Source organism: Marvinbryantia sp., from assembly GCF_047017445.1.
Classification (GTDB): domain Bacteria; phylum Bacillota; class Clostridia; order Lachnospirales; family Lachnospiraceae; genus Marvinbryantia.
The window spans coordinates 74,676-99,320 of record NZ_JBKXTT010000006.1; the positions used below are offsets into that span (position 1 = coordinate 74,676).

The 24,645-nt window shown below is 51.4% G+C and carries 22 protein-coding genes and 1 tRNA gene; 6 read left to right on the forward strand and 17 right to left on the reverse strand.

The annotated features are described in order from the left end of the window. Positions 1–69: 69 nt before the first annotated feature. Together ACLU9Q_RS08430 and ACLU9Q_RS08435 are read right to left on the reverse strand one after the other, a co-directional pair. Complete coding sequence (locus ACLU9Q_RS08430) at positions 70–825, reverse strand: energy-coupling factor transporter transmembrane component T (RefSeq protein WP_302592335.1); 756 nt, start codon at positions 823–825, stop codon at positions 70–72. A gap of 23 nt (positions 826–848) precedes the next feature. Next, on the reverse strand, positions 849–1,463 hold the full coding sequence (locus ACLU9Q_RS08435) for an MptD family putative ECF transporter S component (protein ID WP_302592320.1): 615 nt from the start codon (positions 1,461–1,463) through the stop codon (positions 849–851). Positions 1,464–1,643: 180 nt separating this feature from the next. Between ACLU9Q_RS08435 and ACLU9Q_RS08440 the strand changes: the two genes are divergently transcribed. Further along, complete coding sequence (locus ACLU9Q_RS08440; RefSeq protein WP_302592319.1) at positions 1,644–2,615, forward strand: helix-turn-helix transcriptional regulator; 972 nt, start codon at positions 1,644–1,646, stop codon at positions 2,613–2,615. An 86-nt stretch (positions 2,616–2,701) separates the two neighbouring features. Here the strand turns inward: ACLU9Q_RS08440 and metA are convergent, their stop codons facing one another. The 4 genes from metA to ACLU9Q_RS08460 all read right to left on the reverse strand — a co-directional run bounded on the left by metA (position 2,702) and on the right by ACLU9Q_RS08460 (position 8,232). Beyond that, positions 2,702–3,634, reverse strand: a complete 933-nt coding sequence (gene metA / locus ACLU9Q_RS08445; protein WP_412625011.1) for a homoserine O-acetyltransferase MetA — start codon at positions 3,632–3,634, stop codon at positions 2,702–2,704. A gap of 166 nt (positions 3,635–3,800) precedes the next feature. Continuing rightward, complete coding sequence (gene cls / locus ACLU9Q_RS08450; RefSeq protein WP_298512029.1) at positions 3,801–5,411, reverse strand: cardiolipin synthase; 1,611 nt, start codon at positions 5,409–5,411, stop codon at positions 3,801–3,803. 10 nt (positions 5,412–5,421) lie between these two features. Next, a complete protein-coding gene (ligA, locus tag ACLU9Q_RS08455; RefSeq protein WP_302592317.1) occupies positions 5,422–7,425 on the reverse strand; it encodes an NAD-dependent DNA ligase LigA in 2,004 nt (667 codons plus the stop codon). Between the two features lie 42 nt (positions 7,426–7,467). Further along, positions 7,468–8,232, reverse strand: a complete 765-nt coding sequence (locus ACLU9Q_RS08460; protein ID WP_302592316.1) for a pseudouridine synthase — start codon at positions 8,230–8,232, stop codon at positions 7,468–7,470. Between the two features lie 389 nt (positions 8,233–8,621). On the opposite strand from ACLU9Q_RS08460, the gene ACLU9Q_RS08465 reads away from it, so the two are divergent. Continuing rightward, positions 8,622–9,395 carry a DUF6062 family protein gene (locus ACLU9Q_RS08465; RefSeq protein WP_302592334.1) on the forward strand — a complete coding sequence of 258 codons (774 nt, stop codon included), beginning with the start codon at positions 8,622–8,624 and terminating at the stop codon, positions 9,393–9,395. Here ACLU9Q_RS08465 and ACLU9Q_RS08470 read toward each other — a convergent pair. The 6 genes from ACLU9Q_RS08470 to ACLU9Q_RS08495 form a co-directional block, all read right to left on the reverse strand. Beyond that, positions 9,384–10,259: a homocysteine S-methyltransferase family protein gene (locus ACLU9Q_RS08470; protein WP_296834115.1), complete on the reverse strand. Its 876-nt coding sequence runs from the start codon at positions 10,257–10,259 to the stop codon at positions 9,384–9,386. The genes ACLU9Q_RS08465 and ACLU9Q_RS08470 overlap by 12 nt on opposite strands. After that, entirely contained in the window at positions 10,256–12,100 is a 1,845-nt protein-coding gene (asnB, locus tag ACLU9Q_RS08475) for an asparagine synthase (glutamine-hydrolyzing) (RefSeq protein ID WP_302592315.1), read from the reverse strand. Before asnB ends, ACLU9Q_RS08470 begins: the two co-directional genes overlap by 4 nt. A gap of 109 nt (positions 12,101–12,209) precedes the next feature. Next, positions 12,210–12,713, reverse strand: coding sequence for a dihydrofolate reductase (locus ACLU9Q_RS08480; protein WP_302592314.1), 504 nt, complete (start codon positions 12,711–12,713; stop codon positions 12,210–12,212). Between the two features lie 12 nt (positions 12,714–12,725). Then, the gene (thyA, locus tag ACLU9Q_RS08485; protein WP_302592313.1) at positions 12,726–13,571 is read right to left on the reverse strand and encodes a thymidylate synthase; all 846 of its coding nucleotides are present in this window, start codon (positions 13,569–13,571) and stop codon (positions 12,726–12,728) included. Between the two features lie 17 nt (positions 13,572–13,588). Continuing rightward, positions 13,589–14,728 (reverse strand): DHHW family protein, encoded by a 1,140-nt coding sequence (locus tag ACLU9Q_RS08490; protein WP_302592312.1) that lies wholly within the window; start codon positions 14,726–14,728, stop codon positions 13,589–13,591. 18 nt (positions 14,729–14,746) lie between these two features. Continuing rightward, positions 14,747–16,165 (reverse strand): MBOAT family O-acyltransferase, encoded by a 1,419-nt coding sequence (locus ACLU9Q_RS08495; RefSeq protein WP_296834129.1) that lies wholly within the window; start codon positions 16,163–16,165, stop codon positions 14,747–14,749. Positions 16,166–16,322: 157 nt separating this feature from the next. Here ACLU9Q_RS08495 and ACLU9Q_RS08500 point away from each other — a divergent pair, with 157 nt between their 5' ends. Together ACLU9Q_RS08500 and ACLU9Q_RS08505 are read left to right on the forward strand one after the other, a co-directional pair. Then, a complete protein-coding gene (locus ACLU9Q_RS08500) occupies positions 16,323–17,282 on the forward strand; it encodes a GDSL-type esterase/lipase family protein (RefSeq protein WP_302591930.1) in 960 nt (319 codons plus the stop codon). A gap of 43 nt (positions 17,283–17,325) precedes the next feature. Continuing rightward, a complete protein-coding gene (locus ACLU9Q_RS08505) occupies positions 17,326–17,790 on the forward strand; it encodes a DUF4358 domain-containing protein (protein WP_302591929.1) in 465 nt (154 codons plus the stop codon). A gap of 80 nt (positions 17,791–17,870) precedes the next feature. Here the strand turns inward: ACLU9Q_RS08505 and ACLU9Q_RS08510 are convergent, their stop codons facing one another. Next, on the reverse strand, positions 17,871–19,268 hold the full coding sequence (locus ACLU9Q_RS08510) for a Sapep family Mn(2+)-dependent dipeptidase (protein WP_302591928.1): 1,398 nt from the start codon (positions 19,266–19,268) through the stop codon (positions 17,871–17,873). A 109-nt stretch (positions 19,269–19,377) separates the two neighbouring features. Beyond that, positions 19,378–20,796, reverse strand: a complete 1,419-nt coding sequence (gene hydG / locus ACLU9Q_RS08515) for a [FeFe] hydrogenase H-cluster radical SAM maturase HydG (RefSeq protein ID WP_302591927.1) — start codon at positions 20,794–20,796, stop codon at positions 19,378–19,380. Between the two features lie 192 nt (positions 20,797–20,988). Between hydG and ACLU9Q_RS08520 the strand changes: the two genes are divergently transcribed. After that, the gene (locus tag ACLU9Q_RS08520; RefSeq protein WP_302591926.1) at positions 20,989–21,720 is read left to right on the forward strand and encodes a tRNA 2-thiocytidine biosynthesis TtcA family protein; all 732 of its coding nucleotides are present in this window, start codon (positions 20,989–20,991) and stop codon (positions 21,718–21,720) included. A 31-nt stretch (positions 21,721–21,751) separates the two neighbouring features. Here the strand turns inward: ACLU9Q_RS08520 and ACLU9Q_RS08525 are convergent, their stop codons facing one another. Continuing rightward, entirely contained in the window at positions 21,752–22,699 is a 948-nt protein-coding gene (locus ACLU9Q_RS08525; RefSeq protein WP_302591925.1) for an SseB family protein, read from the reverse strand. A 15-nt stretch (positions 22,700–22,714) separates the two neighbouring features. Further along, complete coding sequence (hydF, locus tag ACLU9Q_RS08530; protein WP_302591924.1) at positions 22,715–23,914, reverse strand: [FeFe] hydrogenase H-cluster maturation GTPase HydF; 1,200 nt, start codon at positions 23,912–23,914, stop codon at positions 22,715–22,717. A gap of 175 nt (positions 23,915–24,089) precedes the next feature. Between hydF and ACLU9Q_RS08535 the strand changes: the two genes are divergently transcribed. Then, positions 24,090–24,163 (forward strand) — tRNA-Arg (locus ACLU9Q_RS08535). A gap of 153 nt (positions 24,164–24,316) precedes the next feature. Here ACLU9Q_RS08535 and ACLU9Q_RS08540 read toward each other — a convergent pair. Further along, positions 24,317–24,610, reverse strand: a complete 294-nt coding sequence (locus tag ACLU9Q_RS08540) for a hypothetical protein (RefSeq protein ID WP_302591923.1) — start codon at positions 24,608–24,610, stop codon at positions 24,317–24,319. Positions 24,611–24,645 lie beyond the last annotated feature (35 nt).

The window sequence follows — 24,645 nt, forward strand, 5'->3', positions numbered from 1 at the left end:
CGCCCTCCGGGTGTCTGTCTCCCTCGGAGGCATTCCCATTATAAGAAAAGGATACGTTTTCAAATTCGATCACCCGATCGCACCTCCCCGCATGCATAATTCAAAAATAAAGAAAGAGACAGCAATCCCCATCGCCGCGAAGTCTGCACTCCCGCATTTTATCTGGACAAGGCAGGTTCGGGGATTGGGATTTTCGATCCCACGGGTAACAGAAGCGATAGAAAGCTCATCCGCCGCCCTGGAGGCCATCATCATCAGCGGGACATAGATACACTCTACCGTCATACCCGGATGGGAAAGGAATCCGCCCAGGGAGGGCGATACATCCCGCATTCTCATAGCGTCCTTAATAAAATGCCAGTCCTCCCGGATAGTCGGGATATAGCGCAGCATGACCGCAAATGTGATAACAAACTTTTTCGGGGCATAGATGCGGTTCATAGCGGATAAAAACTCGCTGACCTTCGTGGTAGACAGAACGATCCCTGCCAGCATCCCGCAGGCATAAACCTTATGAAACAGCCCAAGAAACGCAATAAACATGGTTCGCAGTGTCCCCGTCAGGACAGCCATGATCCAGACCGTCAGCACACAGATCACAGCATAAAAGCAGACTGCCTTCACAGAATATTTCCACTTGCCGCAAAGCACTCCTAATACGGCGATCAGCAGGACAAGCGTAAACTGATATTCGAGAGAAGGCGCAAACATGGAACTCAACACGCACATCAAAATAAGAAAGAGCTTCGTCCGCGGATCAAGCCAAAGCCCTTTCCGGGCGGTGTTCCCCAGCGTGCTGTAATCCCCGCTTAAAACAGCGGACATGCGCAATCCGCTTCGCTTCTTGCTCATGAACGTGCCTCCGTTGCAACTCCGGCAAACTGTTTTTTTAGCATTTTGCAGCCTGCAAATGCACTGATGGAAGCTGTCACGAGGAGAGCTGCAAACATTGCGATAAAGATTCCCGTGTTTGCGGTCGCCTGCATGGTGTCAATATAGCTCTGCTCGGTTCCGTTCCCCAGCATAGTCTGTGCCCAGCCCTGGGGATCAATGAAGAAAACAAGATACGACCCTGTTCCGCCCAGGGAGAAAAGGATATAGGACAGGCTGTTGATCTTCTTGCTCCTGTACTGCTTTGTACCAGCGACAAAATCAGCTGCGACAGCCATCATAAGATATCCCAGCGCAAACGCCCAGTGCATACCGGTGACAAACCAGATAATGGCTATAATAACGCCCATGATCGTGATACTCCAGCGCTTCTGCACTTTTGCGATCATCAGCAGATAAACCGGCCCGGCAAGCAAGGCGCTCCCGGCGGGCATGAAAAAGGTCAGCACCGGGTTGGTAGCAAAAAAGACGCCGCCCGCCATGATGAATACGAACAGAAGCGCAGTAAAAATTCCTGTTGTTACTAAGTCCCTGACTGACAATCCTGCTTTTGCATTTCCTTGATTACTCATATTTTTCCCTCCTGCTTCAAGAACGGTTGACCTACCGTCTGATATCTGTTATATTATGATTAGTTTACGCTAACCACGGTCTATATCATACTAACTTTCCGGACAGTCTGCAATACATTCCAGGCATCTTCGTCCCTTCGTTGCAAAGTTCTGTCCAATCGTTTCAAAGGAGGCCGTCACTTGAACAATAACATTATTGCGGATTACTATGGGCCGCTTTTAACGGATAACCATTTTATCCCGGCAGACGGCAGCAACAGCTTCAATTCTGCCGGACAATGCTGGCGGTTATCGCCTGAATTTGGGGAAGGCTTTTACTGGGTCTATGCAAAAAAGGATCTGTACGACATTAAAATCCACGATTTCTATTTTCACGAAGATTTCTTCATGAAGTTTAACCTGCCGGAAGCCCTAAGCATTACCCAGTATGAATCCATTTCCGGGGAGGAATTAAACCCCTACCGTCGGATGTCTGCGGGATGTATCAAAGCCTTTATCGGCGGTTATAAACCATACAAAGCGCTGATCCACAAAAAAATCCCCATCCGCTCCATCGGTATCGAAGTAATGCCGGCATACTATGAGGACTATCTTCAAAAGCAATATCCGGGGGACTATATCAGCCCGCTTGCAGCTTTCCGGCAGATCGATCAGACAACGGACTTCCCGGCTATGGCGAAGCTGCTCCATGAGGTAAAGGTCTACCGTGGGGACGGGATTGCCGCAGGACTATTTTATGAAGCGAAAGTTGCCGAGACCGTATCCCTTGTAGTGGAAGAACAGGAAAAAATTCTATCCCGTAAAGAAAAACGTCTGTCCGATCAGGATATAGCGCAGCTGGAAAACGTGATTGCTTATCTCAATGACCACTATGCTTTTGATATTCCGTTAGAGCGGCTTGCCAAAATAGCCTGTATGGGAACCACCAAACTGAAAACATCTTTTAAGCAGCTGCAGGGCTGCACGATCACAGAATACATTCAGCAGCGCCGTATGAGCCAGGCGGAACATTTGCTGATAGACACGGATTTCACGATGGGGCAGATTGCGGAAATGATCGGCTACTCCACTTCCAGCCGTTTTGCAGAATTGTTTCGCAAAAGTACGGGACTTCTGCCCATTGAGTATCGGAAAATGGCACGGCGCAGATAATAAAGGCTTTCGTACACCTCAAATGTACCGAAAGCCTTTATCGTCTCCTTAGCATTCGCAAACAACAGATTGATTACCGGAACTGTTCAAATACTCGAAAAATCGGGCGTTCCCATAAGATCGTAGGGCGTCACCTGGTATACATAGTAATTGAGCCAGTTTGTATACATATTGTTAGCATGTGATCTCCACATCAGAAGCGGCGGATTCGCCGGATCGTCGTCACGGTAATAGTTTTTCGGGATTTCGATCGGAAGCCCTTTTCCGAGATCCCGCTTATACTCGCCGTCCAGGGTAACGCGGTCGTATTCAGGATGCCCCATCACAAAGATCTGCCGTCCGTCATGCGTCATCGTGAGAAACACGCCCGCCTCATCGGATTCCGCAAGCACCATCAGCTCTTTGCAGTTGTGGATATCCTCCGCCGAAATTTCTGTGTGGCGGGAATGCGGGGCGAGAAAAACATCGTCAAATCCGCGTACCAGCGGGATTTTGCGATTGGAAACCTTATGCCAAAAAAGTCCGAACATCTTCTTGTCCAGCATACGCTTTTTCAGACCAAAATGATGATACAGCCCCGCCTGCGCTCCCCAGCAAAGATGAATGGTGCTCGTCACATGCGTCTTCGTCCAGTCCATGATCGTCACCAGCTCATCCCAGTAGTCCACCTCTTCAAACTCCAGCTGCTCCACCGGCGCGCCGGTAATGATCATTCCATCGAACATCTTCCCCCTCACCTCGTCAAAGGTCACATAAAACTGATTCAGGTGACTTGTCGAGGTATTTTTTGACTGGTGTCCCGATACCATCATAAAGGTAATGCTGATCTGCAGCGGTGTGTTGGAGAGCGAACGCAGAAGCTGCAGCTCCGTCTCCTCTTTCAGCGGCATCAGATTCAAAATTGCAATTTCGATTGGACGGATGTCCTGGTGGACGGCGCGGTTCTCGTCCATCACAAATATATTTTCTCTCTCTAAAATTTCCTTGGCGGGCAATTCGCCCTGTACTTTAACTGGCATAGTAGATTCCTCCTATTATCCATGCTTTCCTTACGCAACGAGCGCATATTCGGAAACCTCCGGTTTCCTCATTGTTTGTTGCGCTCACATATGTCCTCCGTGAAATCCGGTTGGCTGCAAGCAGCCCCCGTATTTCCCGTTCGGCCATGCGCTCGTTGCTATGCATTCACATCAAAGGTGCAAAGAGCCGCAGCACTTTTCCTGCGATTCTGAAAATGAGCGGCTGCTTTTGATAAAAGTCATGCGTTACCGTCAGACATTTTTCCAGTGTTGTCTGGAAGTCGTTTTCCAGTTCTGCGACGGCGGTGTTCTGATAAAGCAGGACGCCACACTCAAAGCTCAGATAAAAGCTGCGGAAGTCCATGTTGATGCTTCCCACGACTGCTTTTTCATCGTCGGAGACGATTGCCTTTGTATGGACGAAGCCCGGCTCAAATTCGAATATTTTCACGCCTGCATCCAGCAGCTCGTCGTAATAGGTGCGCGCCAGCAGAAAGGCATATTTTTTATCCGGTATATGCGGCATCATGATTGTGACATCCACGCCGCGCTTTGCCGCATACGTGAGCGCGACAATCATTTCATGGTCCGGCACCAGATACGGCGTCATGATATGCACGTATTTTTTTGCCGAGTACAGAATGTCCATATAAACAGTCTCGCTCGTCAGCTCGCCGTCCAGCGGATTATCGTCAAACGGCAGCACATAGCCGCTTTCCGGATACTTTTTTTCTGCCGGCGGCACATCGATGTAGCTCCGGTAGTCCACTTCCTCCTGATTTTTCGGATTTGCTACCTTCCAGGTCCGCAAAAACATCAGTGTAAAGCTCTTTACCGCTTCCCCCTCAATAATGACGGCGGCGTCCTTCCAGTAGCCGAACCGCTCCTTGCGGTTAATGTACTCGTCCGCCAGATTAATGCCGCCGGTCAGCGCCATTCTTCCGTCCACCACCACGATTTTACGGTGGTCACGGTTGTTCTGCGTCGTGGAGAGAGCCGGGATAATCGGTGCAAAGACACGGCATTTTATTCCATATTTTTCCATCTCTGCCGGATAATCGTGCGGCAGACGGAACAGCTCGTTCATTCCGTCGTAGAGCAGGCGGACCTCAACGCCCTCCTGCGCTTTTTCCTTGAGGATTTCCAGCACGGATTCCCACATATATCCCGGATTGATAATAAAAAACTCGATAAAGATAAATTTTTTCGCGCCGCGCAGCTCCTGCAGCAGCGGTTCAAAAGCTTCCTCCCCGCTGGAGAAATATTTTGCCGAGGTATTCCGGTGGACGGCGCTTCCGCTGGCTTTTCTCAGATAGGCTGCCAGGTGCGTCATCTGCTGCGATTCCTCCTGCAGCATCCGTTCGGTTTCCGGATTCTGCTCCACCAGAGACGCTGTTTTCGCCTGCTCCTCCAGAATCAGCCTGTTAAGCTGCCTGCTTCCAATCTGCTCATAGAAGTACAGATAAAACAGCGCGCCGAATACCGGAACCGTCAGAATCGGCACTATCCAGGCTATCTGGAACGCCGGATTACCCCGCCTGCCGATAATCACAATCACAAGACAGAATCCCAGGAATACCATTGCCCAGTATGTGACAAATACATAGTCCCGTATCAGCTTAAAGCAGATCAGCAGAATGCCAAGCTGAATCAGAACCATCAGAAAAATGATGCCGGTCCTGCTGAAAATAACGTGCAGCATTCCCTGTTTGCCCTTCTTCAGCTTCTCCTTCGGCTTCGTCAACAGTTGTTTTTCTTTCTCCTTTTCGTTTTCCATATAGCTACCTCTAATCCTCTGCAGCCGTCATTTCCAGAAATTCCTCTTCACTGATTACCGGAATGCCAAGCTGCTGTGCTTTTGTCAACTTGCTTCCTGCATTTTCACCCGCCAGCACATAGCTGGTTTTCTTCGACACAGAGCCTGCCGCCTTGCCGCCAAGCTTCTGAATCAGCGCAACCGCCTCGCTTCTGCCCATCGTCGGCAGCGTTCCCGTCACCACGAAGGTCTTGCCCGCGAAAACAGTGCCCGCTTCCTCCTGCTCCGCCTCCATGTTGACGCCAACGTCCCGCAGCTTTTCCAGCAGCCTGCGGTTATCCGGCTCCGCAAAGTAGCTGCGGATTGCCTCAGCGCTGATGCTGCCGATATCGGAAACGCTCTCCAGCTCCTCCTGCGACGCCCCGGCCAGCTTTTCTATGGTTCCGAAGTGGCTCATAAGCGACCGCGCCGTCGCTTTTCCGACGCCCTGGATGCCAAGACCTGTCAGCAGACGGTCAGGCTGGTTCGCCTTTGCATCCTCGATCGCCTTCAGAAGCTTATCGGTATTTTTCTCCTTGCCGATGATGCCCTGCCCGATCAGCTCCTCCCGGTGCTCCTTCAGCGAAAAAATGTCGGCAACATTTTTCAGATAACCAAGGCGCACCAGCTCAATAATATAATTTGCGCCAAAGCCCTTGATGTCCATTGCGTCCCGCCCGACGAAATTAATGATGTGGCGCTCAAGCTGCGCCGGACAATTACTGCCGGTGCATTTGATATCTGCAGTGTCCTTCTCGCGCACCGCCGGCGCGCCGCAGACCGGACAGACATCGGGAATCCTAAAGCGCGTTGCGCCCGCCGGACGCTTTTCCTTTTTTACCGCCCGGATTTTCGGGATGATCTCGCCCGATTTATAAACTACGATCGTATCGCCGATGCAGATATCCAGATCGTCAATAAAATCCTGGTTGTGCAGCGTCGCGCGGGAGACGCTTGTCCCGCAGAGGCGCACCGGCTCAAAAACAGCCGTCGGCGTGATCCGCCCGGTCCTTCCCACGGAAAGCTCCACATCCAGCAGCACACTTTCCTTCTCCTCCGGCGGATACTTATATGCCACTGCCCAGCGCGGTACCTTGGAGGTCGCCCCCACGATTGCCCGCTGCGCAATACTGTTCAGCTTCACCACCGCCCCGTCGATGTCGTAGCCAAGCTCGCCGCGCATACTGCCGATCTCTTCTATGGCGTTCCACACCTCGTCCGCCGTATGGCAGACCTTATAGTGATCGATCACACGGATGCCGTTGCTTTTCAGATACTCGTACCCCTCCGTGTGCGTGGCAAATTCTTTTCCCTGTGTTTCCTGTATGTTAAAGACGAAAAGCGACAGCTCGCGCTCCTTTGTGATGCGGCTGTCGAGCTGCCGCAGCGTGCCCGCCGCGCAGTTCCGCGGATTTGCAAACACTTTTTTGCCGAGCAGCTCCTGCTTTTCGTTCACCTTCTCAAACGCCGCGTCCGTCATGTAGACCTCGCCGCGGATTTCCAGATAAGGTATCGGGTGCTTCAGACGCGTTTTCACGTCCTTGATCACCCTGGCGTTTTCCGTGACGTCCTCCCCCTGGATAATACCGTCTCCGCGCGTGATCGCGGTCGTCAGCACACCGTCCGTGTAGCGCAGCGCCAGCGAAAGCCCGTCGATTTTCGTCTCGACGACAAATTCGGGATCGCCAAACTGCGCCTGCATATCCTGTACGAACGCATCCACTTCCCCGCGTGAAAATACATCCGACAGACTCAGCATCGGCACGCGGTGCTTCACCAGCACGCCCGCCTCGCGCTTTGCCGTTCCGCCGACATGCTGCGTGGGCGAATCCGGCGTGACAAGCTCCGGATGCTCCTTCTCAAGCGCCTTTAATTCCAGCATCATCTGGTCATACTCATAATCGGAAATCTCCGGATCGTCCTGGTTATAGTAGCGGTCGCTGTGATATTCCAGCTTCTTTCTCAGTTCTTCGATTTTTTCCTGTATTGTTTCCACGGTTTCCCTCACTTCTTAATATTTCACCTTTTATACTTAATCTCAGACACAATGCTTACAAAGCTCACAGATTTCTCTCAGCTCCTCATCGGCTGCCTCGCGGTACTGTCCGACCGGCAGGCTGCCGAGACGGATATTCATGATGCGCACGCGCTTCAATTCCTCCACCTGGTAACCGAGTTCGCTGCACATGCGCCGGATCTGCCGGTTCAACCCCTGCGTCAGCACGATGCGGAAGGTCCTGCGCCCGGTTTTCTCTATCCGGCAGGGGCGCGTCTTTATGTTCAATTCATGCAGGTACACGCCCTGCGCCATCTTCTTTAAAAACGTATCTTCTACGGAACGGTCAACCTTCACCAGATATTCTTTTTCGTGAAAATTTGCCGCCCGCATAATATGATTCTGCAGTTCCCCGTCGTTCGTCATGAGAATCAGTCCCTCAGAGTCCTTATCCAGCCTGCCAGCATAAAAAACGCGCTTCGGATAATCTACCATTTCCTCCAGCGTCACATCTCCCCACTTTTTCTCTGTTGTACACACAACCCCGCGGGGCTTGTTCACAACAAGCAGGATGCGCTTCTGCTGCCGCACGGCACGTTCTCCCTCCACGCGGATGTCCTGCGACGGAAACACCTTCTGCCCGGCAAGCGCTATAGCGCCATCCACCAGTACCTTTCCCTCCGCGATCAGGCGGTCCGCCTCCCGGCGCGAGCAGATGCCCGCCTGCGCAAGATATTTATTAATGCGCACCGGTTCTTTTGTATCTGCAAATTTCCGAATATTCTCCTTTATGTGGTCTGATGCCATGTGCTCTCCTTCCTCACGACTGAGACTGGGCGCGCTTCCATGCCTGCGTCTGCCAGCAGCCGCAGCATTCCATCCGGGATTTGCTTCCTCCCACAAGCGCCCACGCGAAAACATCGTTTTCTCGCTGCTATTCGTTCATTATACTTGACTTTTAATTTTTTTGCAACGGTTGCGCGAATGTTCTCTGCGTAGTATACTGATTATGTTACTGTTCACTCCGTTCACAGTCACCTTCGCAAATCCATTTAAAATTCGCTTCGCGAATGGGATTTGCTCACACCTGAATCACATTCTCACGCCTCAAACCCACAGGACTAGCTTCGCGTCGCAGCAGGTGTTTGAGGCTGCACGAACAGTAACTGGATTATATCTAGAGGAGGTTTTACATTATGAAGGAATCCATTTACACTATCCCACTGATGGATGCGTTCAAGGCAAACGACGAATGTCCGTTCTGCTTTATCGAGCGCAATCTGGAACAGCACGCAATCAATTTTGCTCTTGGAAGCCAGGCTTCCTATATGGAGGACGATGTCCGCGCCCAGACAGACAAGGTCGGCTTTTGCCGCCATCACTACAAAATGATGTTTGATTACGGCAATCGCCTCGGCAGCGCCCTCATTCTGAGTACGCATTTCAAAAAGCTGAACGCAGAGCTTTCGGAACAGATACAAAAATTTTCTCCCGGAAAATCGTCGTTTTTCGGACGGATGAAAAAATCGTCGCCCGACACAGAAGCTCCAAAGACATCGATCGGCGCCTGGGTTGCGGAAAAAGAAGCGCACTGCTATGTCTGCGACCACATTCACGCCAACTACGGGCGTTACATAGACACCTTTTTCGAGATGTACGTGAACAGTGATGAATTCCGCACGCTTTTCGAAAACAGCAAGGGCTTTTGCCTGCACCATTTTTCGCATCTGGTGGAGACTGCCGATACCCGTCTGGATGATAAACACAAAAAGGCATTTTACCAGGCGCTCTTCTCTCTCATGCAAACCAACATGAAGCGCCTGGAGGAAGAGGTTACCTGGTTTACCGAGAAATACGATTACCGCAACAAGGACAAGGACTGGGGCAACTCCCGCGACAGCGTACAGCGCTGTATGCAAAAAGACCGGGGCGGCTATCCCGCAGATCCGGTCTTTACGTCAGACAGATAAAATTCTGCTGCACATTTCTCTGATGTATTCTGGTGTCGTTCCGCAGCAGCCGCCTACAATGCCGGCTCCTGCCCTCACCAGTTTCTCCATATGTTTTCCGAAGTCCTCCGGCGTCATGCTGTAGAGGGCTTCTCCTTTTTCTGTGATCTTCGGCATTCCTGCATTCGGCTTTGCGATCACCGGCACACGCGCGATTGCACGAAGCCCGGCAACAACCGCTTCCAGCTGATCCGGTCCCACCGAACAATTCACGCCCACCGCAGATGCGCCTACCTCCTGCAGCGTCTCCAGCGCCTCCTGTGCGCTGCCGCCAAAATAAAGGCTTCCGTCCGCCTCCACCGTCATGCTGCACAGGATCGGCAGATCGCACACGGATCTTGCCGCCTCCACTGCCGCCACCGTTTCATCAATGCTGATCATCGTCTCTGCCAGCAGAAGGTCTGCTCCCGCGTCCACAAGATGCGTGATCTGTTCGGCGTAGCGCTCAAACGCTTCCTCAAAGGTGGCATCCGGCGCAGAACCGATCGCCACACCGCCGGTGGACATATCGCCCGCCACGTAAGCGCGCCCCTCCGTCGCCCGCCGGGAGATATCCACCAGACGTTTGTTCATATCCGCAAGCTTATCCTGCAGCCCGTGAGACGTCAGATTCCGACGGTTCGCGCCAAAGGTCGGTGCGCACACGATCTGGCTGCCCGCCTCCACATAAGCTCTCTGCAGGTCGATCACCACCTGTTCGTTTTCCAGGATCCACTGCTCCGTGCAGATCCCGCGCGGCATTCCTGCCTTTATAAGATTAGAACCGGTCGCACCGTCTAAAATAATAATATCCTCTGCAAGTTTTTCAAATTCTTTTTTCGTCATGCGCTTTTTACATCCTCAAAAAATACTTTGTACCATACCAGAAACGTGTAGATCGTCCAGATCTTGCGGCTGTTGTCGCGGACGCCGTTCTTGTGGTCGTCCAGAAGCTGCAGGATCGGCTCTGTGTGGAAGAACTTGTTCGCCGCCGCGCCGGTGAACGCCTCCTTCACCTTTCCGTATCCGGTATCCTCCTTCAGCCATACGCGGATCGGTACCGGGAAGCCAAGCTTCTTTTTGTTTGTGGTAAATTCCGGCAGATATTTCTCCGCCACGCGGCGAAAGGCAAATTTCGTTGTCTTATCCTTTAGTTTCATGTTTGTGCGGATGCTCCGCGCAGTCTTGAACACTTCCTTGTCCAGAAACGGCACGCGCAGCTCCAGCGAATGCGCCATACTCATCTTGTCCGCCTTCAGCAGGATATCGCCCGGCAGCCAGTTGGTGAGGTCGATATACTGCATCTTCGTTGTGTCGTCGTACTGCTGCATCTTTTTATACTGCGGCGCCAGAAGCTGCTGCGGCGTAACCGCCTTCGTCTTTTCTTTTAAAAGCTTCTTTCGCTCCTCCGCTGTAAATATATTTGCGTTTCCGATGAAACGCTCCTGCACCGTCTTGCTTGCGCGGATGATGTAGCTTCTGCCCTTCATGCCCTCCGGCAGTTTTTCCGCAAGGTGCGCCATCGAGCGTCTCCAGCTTGCCGGAAGCCAGTTAATCCAGCGCAGAGAAAGCGGTTCCCGATAGATCGTATATCCGCCGAAGAACTCGTCCGCGCCCTCGCCGGAGGTGACGACCTTTACATGCTTTGCCGCCTCGCGCGCCACAAAATACAGCGCGATCGCTGCCGGATCTGCCAGCGGCTCGTCCATATGCCACATGATTTTCGGCATCTCTCCCCAGTATTCATCCTCTGTGATGGTGTGACTGCAATTTTCCAGTCCGAGATACTTCGCGCATTCCTCCGCGTAGTGCGTCTCGTTGTACTGATTATCCTTATCAAAAAATCCAACGGTAAACGTCTTTTTCCCGGAATACTTTGCCGCGATGTAGCTGGAATCCACGCCACTTGAGAGGAATGCCCCGACCTCCACATCGGCAAGCATGTGCTTCTGCACGGAATCCTCCAGCACCTCGTCCAGTTTTTTCACAAGCGTTTCCTGCTTGTCCTTCGAAACCGGCTCCAGTGTCGGGTCGAAATACTGCGTCGTGTTCAGCTCGCCGTTGGACCATGTGAGATAGTGTCCCGGCAGCAGCCGGTAAATTCCCTTGAAAAATGTCTCCGGCAGTGCTGAATACTGGAAGGACAGATACTGCTCCAGCGCTTCCATATTTACTTCCTTTTTATAACCCGGAAATTCCAGAATACTCTTGATCTCTGAACCAAACACCAGATTTCCATTGATCACCGCGTAGTACACCGGCTTGATGCCAAAAAAGTCGCGCGCGAGAAACAGACGCTTTTTGCGGTTGTCCCAGATGGCAAAACCGAACATTCCGCGCAGCTCGTGCACCAGCTTCTCGCCGTACTCCTCATAGCCATGGATCAGCGTCTCCGAATCGGAGCGGTTGGCAAACACATGTCCCTTCGCCTGGAAACGCTCGCGCAGCTCCGGGCTGTTGTAAATCTCGCCGTTGAAGATCAGCGCGATCTGCCCGTCCTCATTGAACATTGGCTGAGAGCCGCTCTCCAGATCGATGATGCTCAGACGGCGGAAGCCGAACGCCACGTCGTCCGTCGTGTATTTTCCTTCCGAATCCGGTCCGCGATGCTTGATCACATCCATCATCTTCTCTAATATCTCTTCTTTATTTCCCTGTTTTCCTGCAAATCCTGCAATTCCACACATTTTCTTTTCCTTCTTTTTATGTGAATGATAACCCTATTTTTCCGTTTCTAAGCATATACTATAACAAAAATATGAGAAATTGGCAATTCCTTTCGATAAATTTAAGATATTAGAGTTTTTGGGGGTTGTGATTCTGATAAAGCATAAATGCATATTCCAGGTCGAAATACGTCTGCTCATCGCTGTCCCCTGCAATACTCCATTCCGTCAGCTCATCAAGGTTCGGGAAGTACGTGTCCGCCTCATATGCATGATCGATTTTCGTGACATGCGCAAATCTGCAGTACGGCAGAAGCTGCCGGTACACACTGTCCCCGCCGATCACGTAAATGTCTTCGCTGTCATATTTTCTCAGTTCTTCCTTCAGCGCATCCAGGCTGTGTACAACAATTGCATCCTGCACCTTATAGTTCTCGTTTTTCGTGAGTACAACATTGGTGCGGTTTTTCAGCGGAAGCCCGTTCGGAAAACTTTCCAGCGTCTTTCTTCCCATCACGACCACCTTTCCGGTCGTCGTCTGGCGGAAAAATTTCATATCCGCCGGTATGCTCACCAAAAGCTTATTATTCCTGCCAATCGCCCAGTTTTTATCAACAGCTACAATCAGATTCATCTTTTTTCCTCCCTAAACCGCTATCGGTATATTCCTGATCTGTTCGCCGGTCACATAGTCCTCCACATGCAGATCTGCCGTCGTAAACGCATAGAAATCCGTCACATCCGGATTCAGCCACACCTTCGGTGCCGGGTGCTCCCCGCGCGCCAGCAGCTCCTCTATCATCGGCACATGCCGGTCATAGATATGCGCATCCGCGATAACGTGGATCAGCTCGCCCGGGATCATATGGCTGACCTGCGCCACCATCATCAGCAGGATCGCATACTGCGCCACGTTCCAGCCGTTTGCTGCAAGCATATCCTGACTGCGCTGATTCAGCACGGCGTTTAACACCAGCCCCTCATCCGTCTTTGTGACATTATACGTCATGCTGTAGCAGCACGGATCCAGCGCGCCGGAATGCAGATATTCGTACTGATACATATTTGTCATAATGCGACGGCTGTATGGATTTTCTCTGAGCTGACGGAGCACGTAATCCATCTGGTCGGTCTCCTCCCCTTTATAGAGAAATTTTCTTCCCACCACGTTTCCGTAGCAGGTGCCGATGCTGCCGTTCTCGTCCGCCCACTGATCCCAGATATGACTGTTCAGATCGTGAATGTTATTTGATTTTTTCTGATAGATCCACAAAATCTCATCCATCGCGCTTTTGAGAGCGATCCGACGCAGTGTGATCGCCGGAAACTCTTTGCGCAGGTCGTAGCGGTTCACCACACCGAATTTTTTGATGGTGTAAGCGAGCTCTCCGGTGTCCTCCCACCGCGGACGCACCTTCTCGCCTCTGGTGTCTGTGCCGTTCTCTAGAATATCACGACAGGTCTCCTTAAATAATTTATCTGCATAGCTCATGACCTTTCCTCCTTTTCCTACAGCGCCAGCTTCGCAAGTGAAGTATCCTCCGCGAACCCGGCTGCATTATACAGCACCAGCACGTCTGTGAACCCGTTTTCCTCAATGTATGTGCTCAGATGTTCATTGAAGTAACGCATATCTGCCATCGCGATCGCATCAAAGTCCTGGACGGCAAACGGTACGAAGCAATTTGCGTAGGAATCCTTGATCACCAGCAGCTTTCTGCCGGTGGTATTTTCCGTGGCGATCTCTGTGAGCGGCTGGTTTCCGCCAAAGAACACGGCGTATTTGTCGCGCACCTGCAGATAGCTCTCATCGTAGAGCGTATCCTCTGCAGTCTCACCGTGATTGTAACGCACGGTGTAGGGAGCCGCCGCCAGAGGCTTCCACGCCTCGATCGTATCCGCCGGAACGCTGATATTTACCTTTGCGGCTACGGTTCCGTAAAATTCTTCGGAGAGCGTCTCCCGCTGATACGCTTCCTTAGGCGTATAAGCGATGCCGGCTGCCCTGCACCATGCCTCGTAGGCATACCAGGCGCCCAGCGTCGTCCAGTGATGGTCGGTACGGTAATAAATGTATTCCTCTTTATGATCTCCGAGCACCGGCTGCAGATCCACAAAGCTGCCAGCCGGCAGTGCCTCCGCTATCTGCTGAAGATAAGTATCCTCCGCCGTGCTGTCGGCAAACGGCGGCAGCTTGTCCTTCAGCGTATCCACCGCATTCGGCACGATCATTGCCTTCACATGCTCTGTGCCAAGCCGCGCAGTCTGATCTTCCAGAAACGAGGCAAGGTACGTAATATTCCGCTGCGCCGTATCGGTATCAAAGCTGCCGGTATGCTTCTCGATCAGATAATCGTCCGCCGCAAAATAAATGTCGTTTACCTCCTGCTTTCCGATCGCGCGCTCCGCCAGCGTCTTTGCGCCGATCCACTGATCGCGGAAAACAAACTGATCCGTGAGATATGTCTCATAATCCGTGGAAAACTTTCCGCTGAGTACATTTTCCAGGGTAATCTGCGGCGCCTGCGCCAGCTCGCGGTTCTCTGTCTCGGAGAACTGCGTGTCGGGCTTAAACAGACTCGTGATCGTAAAACCGAATATCATCAGTAAAAAAAAGATTATCAGGATCCAGTTTTGTCTTTTTGTCATAAAAATCTCTCCCTTATCCTAAAACCGGAAGTATAAAAACGGATTGTAGCTTGCATCCACCAGATAAGCCACGGAAAGCAGGAACACCGCCGCATAAAACAGACAGTGCAGCACCACTGCCGCCGCAGAAGCTTCTCCCAGCTTTTTCATGATCCACGCCGCCGCTTTTTTCGGCAGCTCCGTGGATCCGAGGACCAGCACGATGAGCATTACCGCATAATTATATAGAAGATATACGGTCGTACTGTCGGCAAAACCGACTCCGGCTCCAAACATCGCGCCTATGTAGCCGATCCCGGCTCCCACATTGTCGAACGCAAAAATTACCCAGCTGATCACAACAAAAAACAGCGTGTACACATGCTGCAGGGCTTTCGGCAGCTTTTTCAGCGCTTTTCCGAAAATAAATTTTTCCAGGATCAGCAGGATCCCGTAATAAACGCCCCACAGGACAAAATTCCAGCTCGCCCCGTGCCAGATGCCGGTGAGCATCCAGACGATCGCGATATTGCGGATCTGCTTTGCCGCCCCTTTGCGGTTGCCGCCCAGCGGGATATAGACGTACTCGCGGAACCAGGAGCTGAGAGAAATATGCCACCGTCTCCAGAATTCCGTAATGCTTCTTGAGATATAGGGATAGTTAAAATTCTCCAGAAAATGAAATCCAAACATCTGTCCAAGCCCGATCGCCATATCCGAATAGCCGGAAAAATCAAAGTAAATCTGGAAGGTGTACGCAATCGCGCCAAGCCACGCCGTCGCCGCCGGAAGCGATGCGAGCGGCATAGCTGAAACGGTATCCCAGAGCACGCCGATATTGTTGGCAAGCAGCACCTTCTTGCCGACGCCTGCCAGAAACCGTGTGATCCCGGCGACAAAATCATCGGTCGTCTCCGTGCGTTCCTTTAGCTGCTTTGCGATCGTCTTATATTGCACGATCGGTCCGGCAATGAGCTGCGGGAACATAGAAACATAGGTGCCGTAATTCAGCCAGCTCGTCTGTGCCTGCGTCACGCCGCGGTATACGTCGATCGTGTACGACATCGTCTGAAAGGTAAAAAAGGAAATGCCGATCGGCAGCGGAATCCCCGGCAGCGGGATATCCGTGCCAAACACTGCATTTACCGTCCCGATAAGAAAATCCGTATACTTAAAAAAGCCCAGCACCGACAGATTATAGATCACCGACAACAGCATCCAGCGCCCCGCAGCGGACATCCTGCCCTCATTTCTGCACTTCTGGATACGCTTTCCGATGAAATAATCTACGGTGATGGAGCACAGCATTAAAAATACGTACTTTGGTTCACCCCACGCGTAGAAAAACAGGCTGAACAGAAACAGGATGACGTTTCTGAGCTTCACATGCGCCGCGTAATAGAGGATCAGGACCAGCGGCAAAAAACGAAACATAAACAAAAGGCTGCTAAATACCATTCATCTGCTCCTATCTTTGTAAGATAAATTTTAGAAATTTTCTTCGAAAAGGCTATTTACAATTACCGCATTTATTATATAATAGAGTATGATAAAAAACAACTTTTTTTATCATGAGGGATTATAAACGGGGACATTATCAGAATGAGGGGAATCAATGGAACAAAAGAAAAAAAGATCCACACGGCAGCAGCGCCGCAGTGGTCTTATTATAAATGTTTTGACGCTAATCGTACTCGTCCTGGTCGTTTTTGAAGGGAAAAGTCTGATTAGCTTATTTTCGCGCGAAAATATCCAGGAGCGTATCCGTCAGGAGGAAGACGAGGTCTTTGCGAGCGCAAATCTTTTATCTTCCGAATCGGAAGAAACCGAGGCGCCGCAGACAGGTTCGGATGCGGAATCTGAAAAAACTTCAGAGGCTCAGACAGAAGAACCGGAGACAGAGGCAGTTGTTCTCGGCAGAGAAAACGGTATTCCGGACGGCGGCGATGCCTATATGGATATCGTAGTTCCGGAGCAGGCGGTTGCACTGGACGATTCTTACTTTGAGGACGCCGTGTTTATCGGCGATTCCCGCATGGATGGTTTCCGCAATTTTTCCGGCATCACAAAGGGCAGCTTTGTGACGGCAGTTGGCATGGAGCTGGAAAATTTTTACACGGACGCCCAGATCGCGACAGCACAGGGCAACGCACTTGTTATGGATGCGCTGAAAAATATCAATTTTTCGAAAATTTATATGATGCTTGGCACAAACGAGCTTGGCGCATATGATATGGATGCTGTGAAAGAATCTTACCGCAAGGTGCTGAGCGACATCAAAACGCGCTCCGCTTCCGCCGACCCGGTTGTCTACGTCTATTCTGTCATTTACGTTGAGGAGCCTCTGGTAACGACCGGGGACTATGTAAACAACGCAAATGTGGACACGATCAATCTGAAGATCATGGAAATGTGCAAGGAGGAAGGCTATCACTACATAAACGTGAACGAGGTGCTCTCGGACGGATCGCATTCTCTCATCTCCGGCGCCGCTTCGGACGGTATCCATCTGAACCAGGAATACTGCCGCAAATGGCTTGATTACACGAAAACGCATTATGTCCCGACAGTATAGTTTCTCTTACTTAAATATGCCAAAGAAAAGGAGCCCAAAAATTATGAAAAAAAGAATTATGGTTTGTCTGACCGCACTGGTACTGGTATTTGTGATGACCGCCTGCGGCAAAAAATCTGACGATGTAACGGTGGATATCACGAAGCTGGCTGCAGACCTGCAGGAATCCATCGACAGCAGTGTGGCTGAAATTTCCTCTGATATCTTCGCTTCCACGTTCTTCGTCGATATGGATAAAATTGAGGAAAGCACTGCCCTCTTAAATTCCGGGGCATATGCCGGTGAGATCGTGATCGTAAAATGTAAGGACAGCGATTATGTCTCCGAAGTGGAAACGCTTTTCCAGACACGCGCGCAGAACCAGTCGAAGCTGTTTGCCGACTACAATGCACCGGAAGCGGCAAAGCTTGACGCAGCGCTGATCAGATCCGCAGGAAATTACGTTGTTTACTGTGTGCCGGACGATACCGCAAAAGCAGAGGAAATATTAAAAGCAGCAGGGTTTTAAACCCGCTGCTTTTTTGTTGCCATGCATACGACAAAAACGTCCGGTGGACGTTTTTTAGTTTCCATGACACCTTCCCTTTTCTATCTGCACAGCCTGCAAATTGCATCCGCAAAGATTTTCGCACTCATCACCAGCACATCCACCAGCATAAATTCATCATCGCCGTGCATATGATTGTCGACCTCGTCGCTCATGCATCCGAACGCCACGCCGCGCTCCAGATCATGTACGTAGGTACCGCCTCCGATCGCACGCGGTTCACCCTTGATGCCGCTGTATTTCTCATAGCTGGCAAGCAGCGTCTGCACAAGTTCACTCTCCGCCGGCACATGATGCGGCGGCGTCATAGCGCCCGCTTCCATCGTCAGCCCCTTCTCCCGCATTTTCGATGTGATCACGGCCGTTACATTGCCGTCATCCCCACAGATCGGCACGCGGCTGTCAAAGGTTCCTTTTAAAGAAATGCCGTCGAAATCCAGCACACCAAGATTCACTGTGATCCTGCCGGAAATCTCATCCTCCATCTCAACACCAAGCGCCCTGCCGCAGAGGTCGCCGTACGGAAACAGCTCTGCAACAGCTTTTAAGGCATTGTTCTGCGCGTCATCGCCAAGCGGAAGCTTCCCAAGAAGCGCCAGGAGTGCACAGATCGCATTTTTTCCAACCTCCGGTGTGGAAGCATGACCGGCAAGGCCCTTCGCCGTAATCTGAATGCCCGCTTCCTTCGTCTCCGCGGTGAATTTCACGCCGCTTGCATCCTCCGCGATCGCCGCCTGCACATCCTCCATGGAAACGCCTGCCACACACGCCCAAGCGTTTGCCGGAACCACATTTACCTTATCGCCGCCGTGCAGCGCAAGCACACTGCCGCACGCCGCTCTCTCACCTTCAAACGATGCGGTAAAGGATTTTGCCAGACGTCCCTTCTCGATGTTGATCACCGGGAAATCCGCATCCGGCGTAAAGGTCATCGGCGCCTCCTGCTCGATGCCGTAATAGTGGTCGAGGTCGCTGGAGCCGCACTCCTCATCGGAGCCAAGGATCAGACGTACATTTTTCGAAAGAGAAACGCCGCACTCTTTGACAGCGCGCATCGCATAGAGCGCTGCGATCGCCGGTCCTTTATCGTCCGCCGTACCGCGTCCGTAAATTTTCCCGTCAACGATAACCGGCTCAAACGGCTGCGTTACTGTCCAGTCCTCCGTCACCGGCACTACGTCCAGATGCGCGAGGATGTCAAGCTGCTTTTCCTTATCGTTAAAATCGCCTGTCACCACATAATTATCATAATTTTTTGCTGAAAAGCCATAGCCCGCTATCATCTTCTGCGCAGCCGCAAGCACCTCCGCCGGGCCTTCGCCGTAAGGCTTGCCGGGCTTTTCCTCTCCGCGGACACTGTTGATGCGCACCAGCGTTTTCAGATCCTCCAGCATCTCTTCTTTGTGGCTGTCAATAAAAGCGTCAATTTGTTTCTGCATTGATTTTATTCCTCCAAATTTCATGATGTCGGGGCAAACGCATTTGCCCATGTGATGTGTTTTCCGGATTGCTCCGGCAAAAATCGCACGTATTCCGGAAGATCTGCCGTCAAAAGCGGAAATCACGCTTTCCCTGCTCGATCTCCGCCAGATGGCGTCTGGCGATCTCACGGGTTTTCTCACGCGGCACTTTTTCGATCTCTTCCGCGATCAGACGCTCGCCGATGCGTCTTGTATCCTCCGACGCGTAGTCCATCAGATATTCTTTTAATGTCATCAGTGCGTTCGGATGGCAGCAGTTCTGGATCTGGCCGCTCTTGCAGAGGCTCATAAAACGGTCGCCCGTCCTTCCCTCGCGGTAGCACGCTGTGCAGAAGCTTGGGATATAACCCAGGCGCATCAGCCAGTTTACCACCTCGTCCAGGGAGCGGTTGTCGCTGACGTCAAACTGCGCGGAATTTTCTTCTTCCGGCTCCGGCGTGACGTAGCCGCCCACGCTGGTACGCGAACCGCCGCTGATCTGCGAAACGCCCAGATGCAGCACACGCTCGCGGCACTGCTGGCTCTCGCGTGTGGAAATGATCATGCCCGTGTACGGCACAGCGATACGGATACATGCCACCAGCTTTGCAAAAATATCATCATCAATGCCATTATCAAAGGAATCCGGGTCGATATCGTCCGCACGACGGACACGCGGCACGCTGATCGTGTGCGGTCCAACGCCGTGTACCGCCTCCAGATGCTCGGCATGCATCAGAAGTCCGACAAACTCATAGCGATACAGCTCCAGCCCGAACAGCACGCCGATACCAACATCGTCGATGCCGCCCTCCATCGCGCGGTCCATCGCCTCGGTGTGATATGCGTAATTATGCTTCGGTCCCGTCGGATGAAGCTGTTCATAACTCTCCTTGTTGTAGGTCTCCTGGAACAGAATATACGTCCCGATGCCGGCTTCCTTCAGCTTACGGTAATTTTCCACCGTCGTTGCCGCAATATTCACGTTTACGCGGCGGATCGCGCCGTTTTTGTGCTTGATACTGTAAATTGTCTTAATGCTCTCCAGCACGTATTCGATCGGATTATTCACCGGGTCCTCGCCGGTTTCCAGCGCCAGACGCTTATGCCCCATATCCTGCAGCGCGATAACCTCTCTGCGGATTTCCTCCTGTGTAAGCTTTTTGCGCGCGATATGCTTGTTTTTGGCGTGATACGGGCAGTACACGCAGCCATTAATGCAGTAATTGGACAAATACAGCGGCGCAAACATGACAATGCGGTTGCCGTAAAAATCTTTCTTAATCTGCTCTGCAAGCGCATAGATCTGCTGGTTCTTCTCCTCAAGCTCACAGTCGAGCAGCACCATCGCCTCCCGGTGCGACAGCCCCCTGCGCTCTTTTGCCTTCTCAATAATCCGCTGGATCAGCTCTGCATCTGTTTTATGTTTTTCCGCATACTCCAGCGTCTCTAAAATTTCCTCATGGCAGATAAATTCCTCCGCCGCCATTGATTTTGGATTATACATCCTGTTTATCCCTCTTTTCTTTGCACATGCAAACGACCTGCCTGCGCGCGTAAATTAATTTCCCTACCATTTAGGATAGCACAATTCGAGGACAGCTACAATCCTTATTTTTTGTACGATGATTGACACGAAAACGCCCTCTGTGCTATAACTAACGGAAGAATATAATAATCACAAAGGAGCACACCTGTTATGAAGCTTCAGCAGTTATACAGTCTGACAAGAAAAGCAATTGATGAATACCAGATGATCGAAGAAGGAGATCGCATCGCCGTCGGCATCTCCGGCGGAAAGGATAGTCTGACGCTGCTCTATGCACTGCAGGGGCTGCGCCGTTTCTACCCAAAGCATTTTGAACTGGAGGCAGTCACCGTAGACCTCGGACATCCCGGCTTTGACACTGCCGCCATCGAAACACTCTGCCAGGAGCTTGAGGTTTCCTACACAGTCGTAAAGACGGAAATTGCCTCCATTATCTTTGAGCAGCGAAAGGAAAGCAACCCCTGCTCGCTCTGCGCCAAGATGCGCAAGGGCGCACTCAACGACGTCATTAAGAGCCATGGCTGCAACAAGGTGGCGTATGCGCACCACAAAGACGATATCATCGAGACAATGCTGCTCTCTCTGATCTTTGAGGGACGCTTCCACTCCTTCTCGCCGCGCACCTATCTCGACCGCATGGATCTGACGGTCATCCGCCCGCTGATGTTTGTCTCGGAAGCGGACGTGATCGGTTTTCAAAATAAATACCATCTGCCGGTTGCAAAAAGCAACTGTCCGGCAGATGGTTATACGAAGCGTGAATATGCCAAAAATCTTCTGCGCCAGCTGAACCTGGATTTTCCGGGAGTCAAGGAGCGCATGTTCTCTGCAATTCTGAACGGAAACATCTCCGGCTGGCCGGAAAGGATCCTGCGCGCCTAGCCCGTTACTGTTCCTTCCGTTCGCAGTAACCCTAGCCCAGCTTTTCCTTCGGGATCGCGAGACGGACGCTTGCCGGGTTCAGAATAATGCCCTTCACTTCCTCATTTTTCCCAATCATCTGGTTGAGCTTCGCGCAGTCGATCGTGATCGCGCGGAATTCTTTTTTCAGATTAAACTTCTGGAATTCGTTCGGATCCGTGCAGATCGGATGATAGGCGTTCCCATTCGGAAGCTTCAGAAGCGGCAGCTTCATATCCTGCACCTGCACCTTCTCCCCGCTCTCCTCCGGCACCTGTACCGGCATCAGCAGCTTTCCTCTGTGCAGATTTACCAGCATTTCCTCTTCAAGATCGCGCAAATTGCCGTTATCGCGCGCCTCCTCCGGCATGTTGCGCTCCTGTGCGAAATAAATCGCAGTGAGCTGCAACTCCGGATTGGAAACCGGCTGTTTTTCCGGCGGAAGTTTGGAATAATCCGGCTTACGCACAAGCGTCTCCAGCTCAATCGCCAGCTTATTCACACAGCCATCCAGCAGAAGCTCATTTACGCCCATCGCGTACAGGCTCATGTAAAAGGAAAGGAACTGCTTGTTCTCCAGCTTCACCACCAGAAGCTCACGCTTATTCTGCATTTCCTTTAAGGCGCTCTTCTTCGCAAAGGATTCCTCGCTGAAAATCCACACCTGATCGTTGCAGGTATCCGGGTCGCAGTATACATACGGCAGATTGGTTGCTTTGGTAAATAAGGTATAAATTACTTCTATTTTCTGCAGACGGCGCAATACAAGATGATAGAAAAACTCTTCCCGTTTCGTGAAAAACAGCGCTGCCTGCTGTACCTTCACATTTTTTTCTTTCATAGACATCGCTGAATTTTTCAGAATGATCAGCTCCTGCATCGGCACGCTCTCATAGCTCTCCTCTTTGAAATCAGCAGATACCAGTAATTTCTTTAATTCTTCCTGTTTCGTGTTTGTCATGTTACGTTTCCTCGCTTAAATTAATTTTTGAATGTCCGGCAATACCTCCAGACTTCTCTTTAGAATGCCGTTCATATAGGCAATCGCCGTGCCGTAATTCGTGACAGGCACGCCCGCATCCAGCGCGGTCTGTATGCGGTATCGCATTTCCCGCTCATTTAGCATACACCCTCCGCAGTGAATAATCAACCGATATGATGACAATTCTTCCGGAAATTCCGTCCCGGAGGTAAAGGAAAGCCGCAAATTCTTCCCGGTAAATTCCCGCAGCCACCTTGGAAGCTTCACCGTTCCAATGTCCTCGCACTGGCGATGATGCGTGCAGCCCTCCGCGATCAACACTGCATCCCCCTCCTGAAGCTGCGAAATCTGTGCCGCCCCCTGCACGGACGCCTCCAGCGTTCCCTTATAGCGCGCCATCAGAATGGAAAAGGACGTCAGCGGAATATCCGCGGGCGTCTCCGCGGAAACCTTTGCAAACGCCTGGCTGTCCGTGATGACCAGCGCCGGCTTTTTTCCAAGTCCCGCAAGCGTCGCTTTCAGCTCCGTTTCGCGTATCACCACCGAAACCGCTCCACATTCCAGCAGATCACGGATAGTCTGCTGCTGCGGCAGGATCAGCCGTCCCTTCGGCGCCGCGCTGTCGATCGGCGTGACAAGCACCACGAAATCATTCGGTTTTACCAGATCGCCTGCCAGATGCTTTTCGCTCTCCTGTATCCTGGAAAGCACAGCTATCTTCTCCTTCAGCTCATGGATATTCGTCTTTTCCAGAGCGCTGATATAGATCTCCCGGCTATTCGCCTCCGGCACTTCCTTTAGAAGATCTGCTTTGTTGTACGCAATGATATAGGGAATCTCTTTTTTCTCAAAAATTTCCGTAAGCTCCCGCTCCACCTCCGTCAGGCCTGCCAGCGCATCCACCACCAGCACTGCCACATCGGTCTTGTTGAGCACCTGCTTTGTTTTTCGCACACGCAGCTCGCCAAGGCTCCCCTCATCGTCGTAACCCGGCGTATCAATAATCACGACGGGCCCCATCGGCAGAAGCTCCATCGTCTTGCTGACCGGATCGGTCGTCGTTCCGCGTACCTCGGAGACGACCGACAGCTCCTGATTCGTTACTGCGTTTACCACGCTTGATTTTCCGGCATTGCGGCGTCCAAAAAAGCCAATGTGTATCCGGTTTGCCGCCGGCATCTGATTCATTCCCATTCTTTTCTTCCTTTCCGTCATCCTATCTCCCCGGGCGCCTCAGCGACATCCGAAGAACAAAAAATTTCAAATTTTTTTAAATTATAAAAATTTCAAATTTTTTTAAATTATCTATTGACAATCCCTGCAAACCGCGTTAGAATATATCCTGTTCGGAACGAACAAAACAAAATATGTGCGTTTAGCTCAGCTGGATAGAGCGTTTGGCTACGGACCAAAAGGTCGGGAGTTCGAATCTTCTAACGCACGCTTTTGAAAGAAGAAACCTTGAAAAAGGTTTCTTTTTTTGTTGCCATGTATACGACAAAAACGTCCAGTAAACGTTTTTTAGTTACTATAAAATGCTGATGCAGGAATACTGTAAGCGCAGAACAATTCCCGGACTTTCCTATGCGGCGCAGTCTACTCCTCCCCAAACGGACGCCGCAGCAGATTGTAGGAAGTCGTCTGAAGGCGGATCATCCCGTTTTTCAGGTTTTCTTCCATCTTCGGATTTGTTTTGCCCTTTGCAAACTGGCGCAGCAGTCTCTCCAGATATGCGCAGTCGTCGCGAAGCTGCAGTTTCCCGGTCAGATCGATATCCAGACTTTTTTCCTTCATTTCCCTGCGCGTTTCATCTATCAGCGCCTGAGCATTGACAATCTGTATTTTCAGCTCCGGCGAAAACGTATTCATTTTTTTCGGACGTTCCAGCATCCTTCCCCTGCTCCTTTCTCTGCCGCGCCTCCTGC

Excerpts from the sequence above, each read along its gene's own strand:
- ACLU9Q_RS08470 (WP_296834115.1), bottom strand. The coding sequence starts at position 10,259 with ATGACGAAAAAAGAATTTGAAAAACTTGCAGAGGATATTATTATTTTA.
- metA (WP_412625011.1), bottom strand. The coding sequence starts at position 3,634 with ATGCCAGTTAAAGTACAGGGCGAATTGCCCGCCAAGGAAATTTTAGAG.
- ACLU9Q_RS08500 (WP_302591930.1), top strand. The coding sequence starts at position 16,323 with ATGGAACAAAAGAAAAAAAGATCCACACGGCAGCAGCGCCGCAGTGGT.
- asnB (WP_302592315.1), bottom strand. The coding sequence starts at position 12,100 with ATGTGTGGAATTGCAGGATTTGCAGGAAAACAGGGAAATAAAGAAGAG.
- ACLU9Q_RS08540 (WP_302591923.1), bottom strand. The coding sequence starts at position 24,610 with ATGCTGGAACGTCCGAAAAAAATGAATACGTTTTCGCCGGAGCTGAAA.
- ACLU9Q_RS08505 (WP_302591929.1), top strand. The coding sequence starts at position 17,326 with ATGAAAAAAAGAATTATGGTTTGTCTGACCGCACTGGTACTGGTATTT.
- thyA (WP_302592313.1), bottom strand. The coding sequence starts at position 13,571 with ATGAGCTATGCAGATAAATTATTTAAGGAGACCTGTCGTGATATTCTA.
- ACLU9Q_RS08525 (WP_302591925.1), bottom strand. The coding sequence starts at position 22,699 with ATGACAAACACGAAACAGGAAGAATTAAAGAAATTACTGGTATCTGCT.
- ACLU9Q_RS08465 (WP_302592334.1), top strand. The coding sequence starts at position 8,622 with ATGAAGGAATCCATTTACACTATCCCACTGATGGATGCGTTCAAGGCA.
- hydF (WP_302591924.1), bottom strand. The coding sequence starts at position 23,914 with ATGGGAATGAATCAGATGCCGGCGGCAAACCGGATACACATTGGCTTT.
- ACLU9Q_RS08430 (WP_302592335.1), bottom strand. The coding sequence starts at position 825 with ATGTCCGCTGTTTTAAGCGGGGATTACAGCACGCTGGGGAACACCGCC.
- cls (WP_298512029.1), bottom strand. The coding sequence starts at position 5,411 with ATGGAAAACGAAAAGGAGAAAGAAAAACAACTGTTGACGAAGCCGAAG.
- ACLU9Q_RS08480 (WP_302592314.1), bottom strand. The coding sequence starts at position 12,713 with ATGAATCTGATTGTAGCTGTTGATAAAAACTGGGCGATTGGCAGGAAT.
- ACLU9Q_RS08435 (WP_302592320.1), bottom strand. The coding sequence starts at position 1,463 with ATGAGTAATCAAGGAAATGCAAAAGCAGGATTGTCAGTCAGGGACTTA.
- ACLU9Q_RS08520 (WP_302591926.1), top strand. The coding sequence starts at position 20,989 with ATGAAGCTTCAGCAGTTATACAGTCTGACAAGAAAAGCAATTGATGAA.
- ACLU9Q_RS08460 (WP_302592316.1), bottom strand. The coding sequence starts at position 8,232 with ATGGCATCAGACCACATAAAGGAGAATATTCGGAAATTTGCAGATACA.
- ACLU9Q_RS08495 (WP_296834129.1), bottom strand. The coding sequence starts at position 16,165 with ATGGTATTTAGCAGCCTTTTGTTTATGTTTCGTTTTTTGCCGCTGGTC.
- hydG (WP_302591927.1), bottom strand. The coding sequence starts at position 20,796 with ATGTATAATCCAAAATCAATGGCGGCGGAGGAATTTATCTGCCATGAG.
- ACLU9Q_RS08490 (WP_302592312.1), bottom strand. The coding sequence starts at position 14,728 with ATGACAAAAAGACAAAACTGGATCCTGATAATCTTTTTTTTACTGATG.
- ACLU9Q_RS08510 (WP_302591928.1), bottom strand. The coding sequence starts at position 19,268 with ATGCAGAAACAAATTGACGCTTTTATTGACAGCCACAAAGAAGAGATG.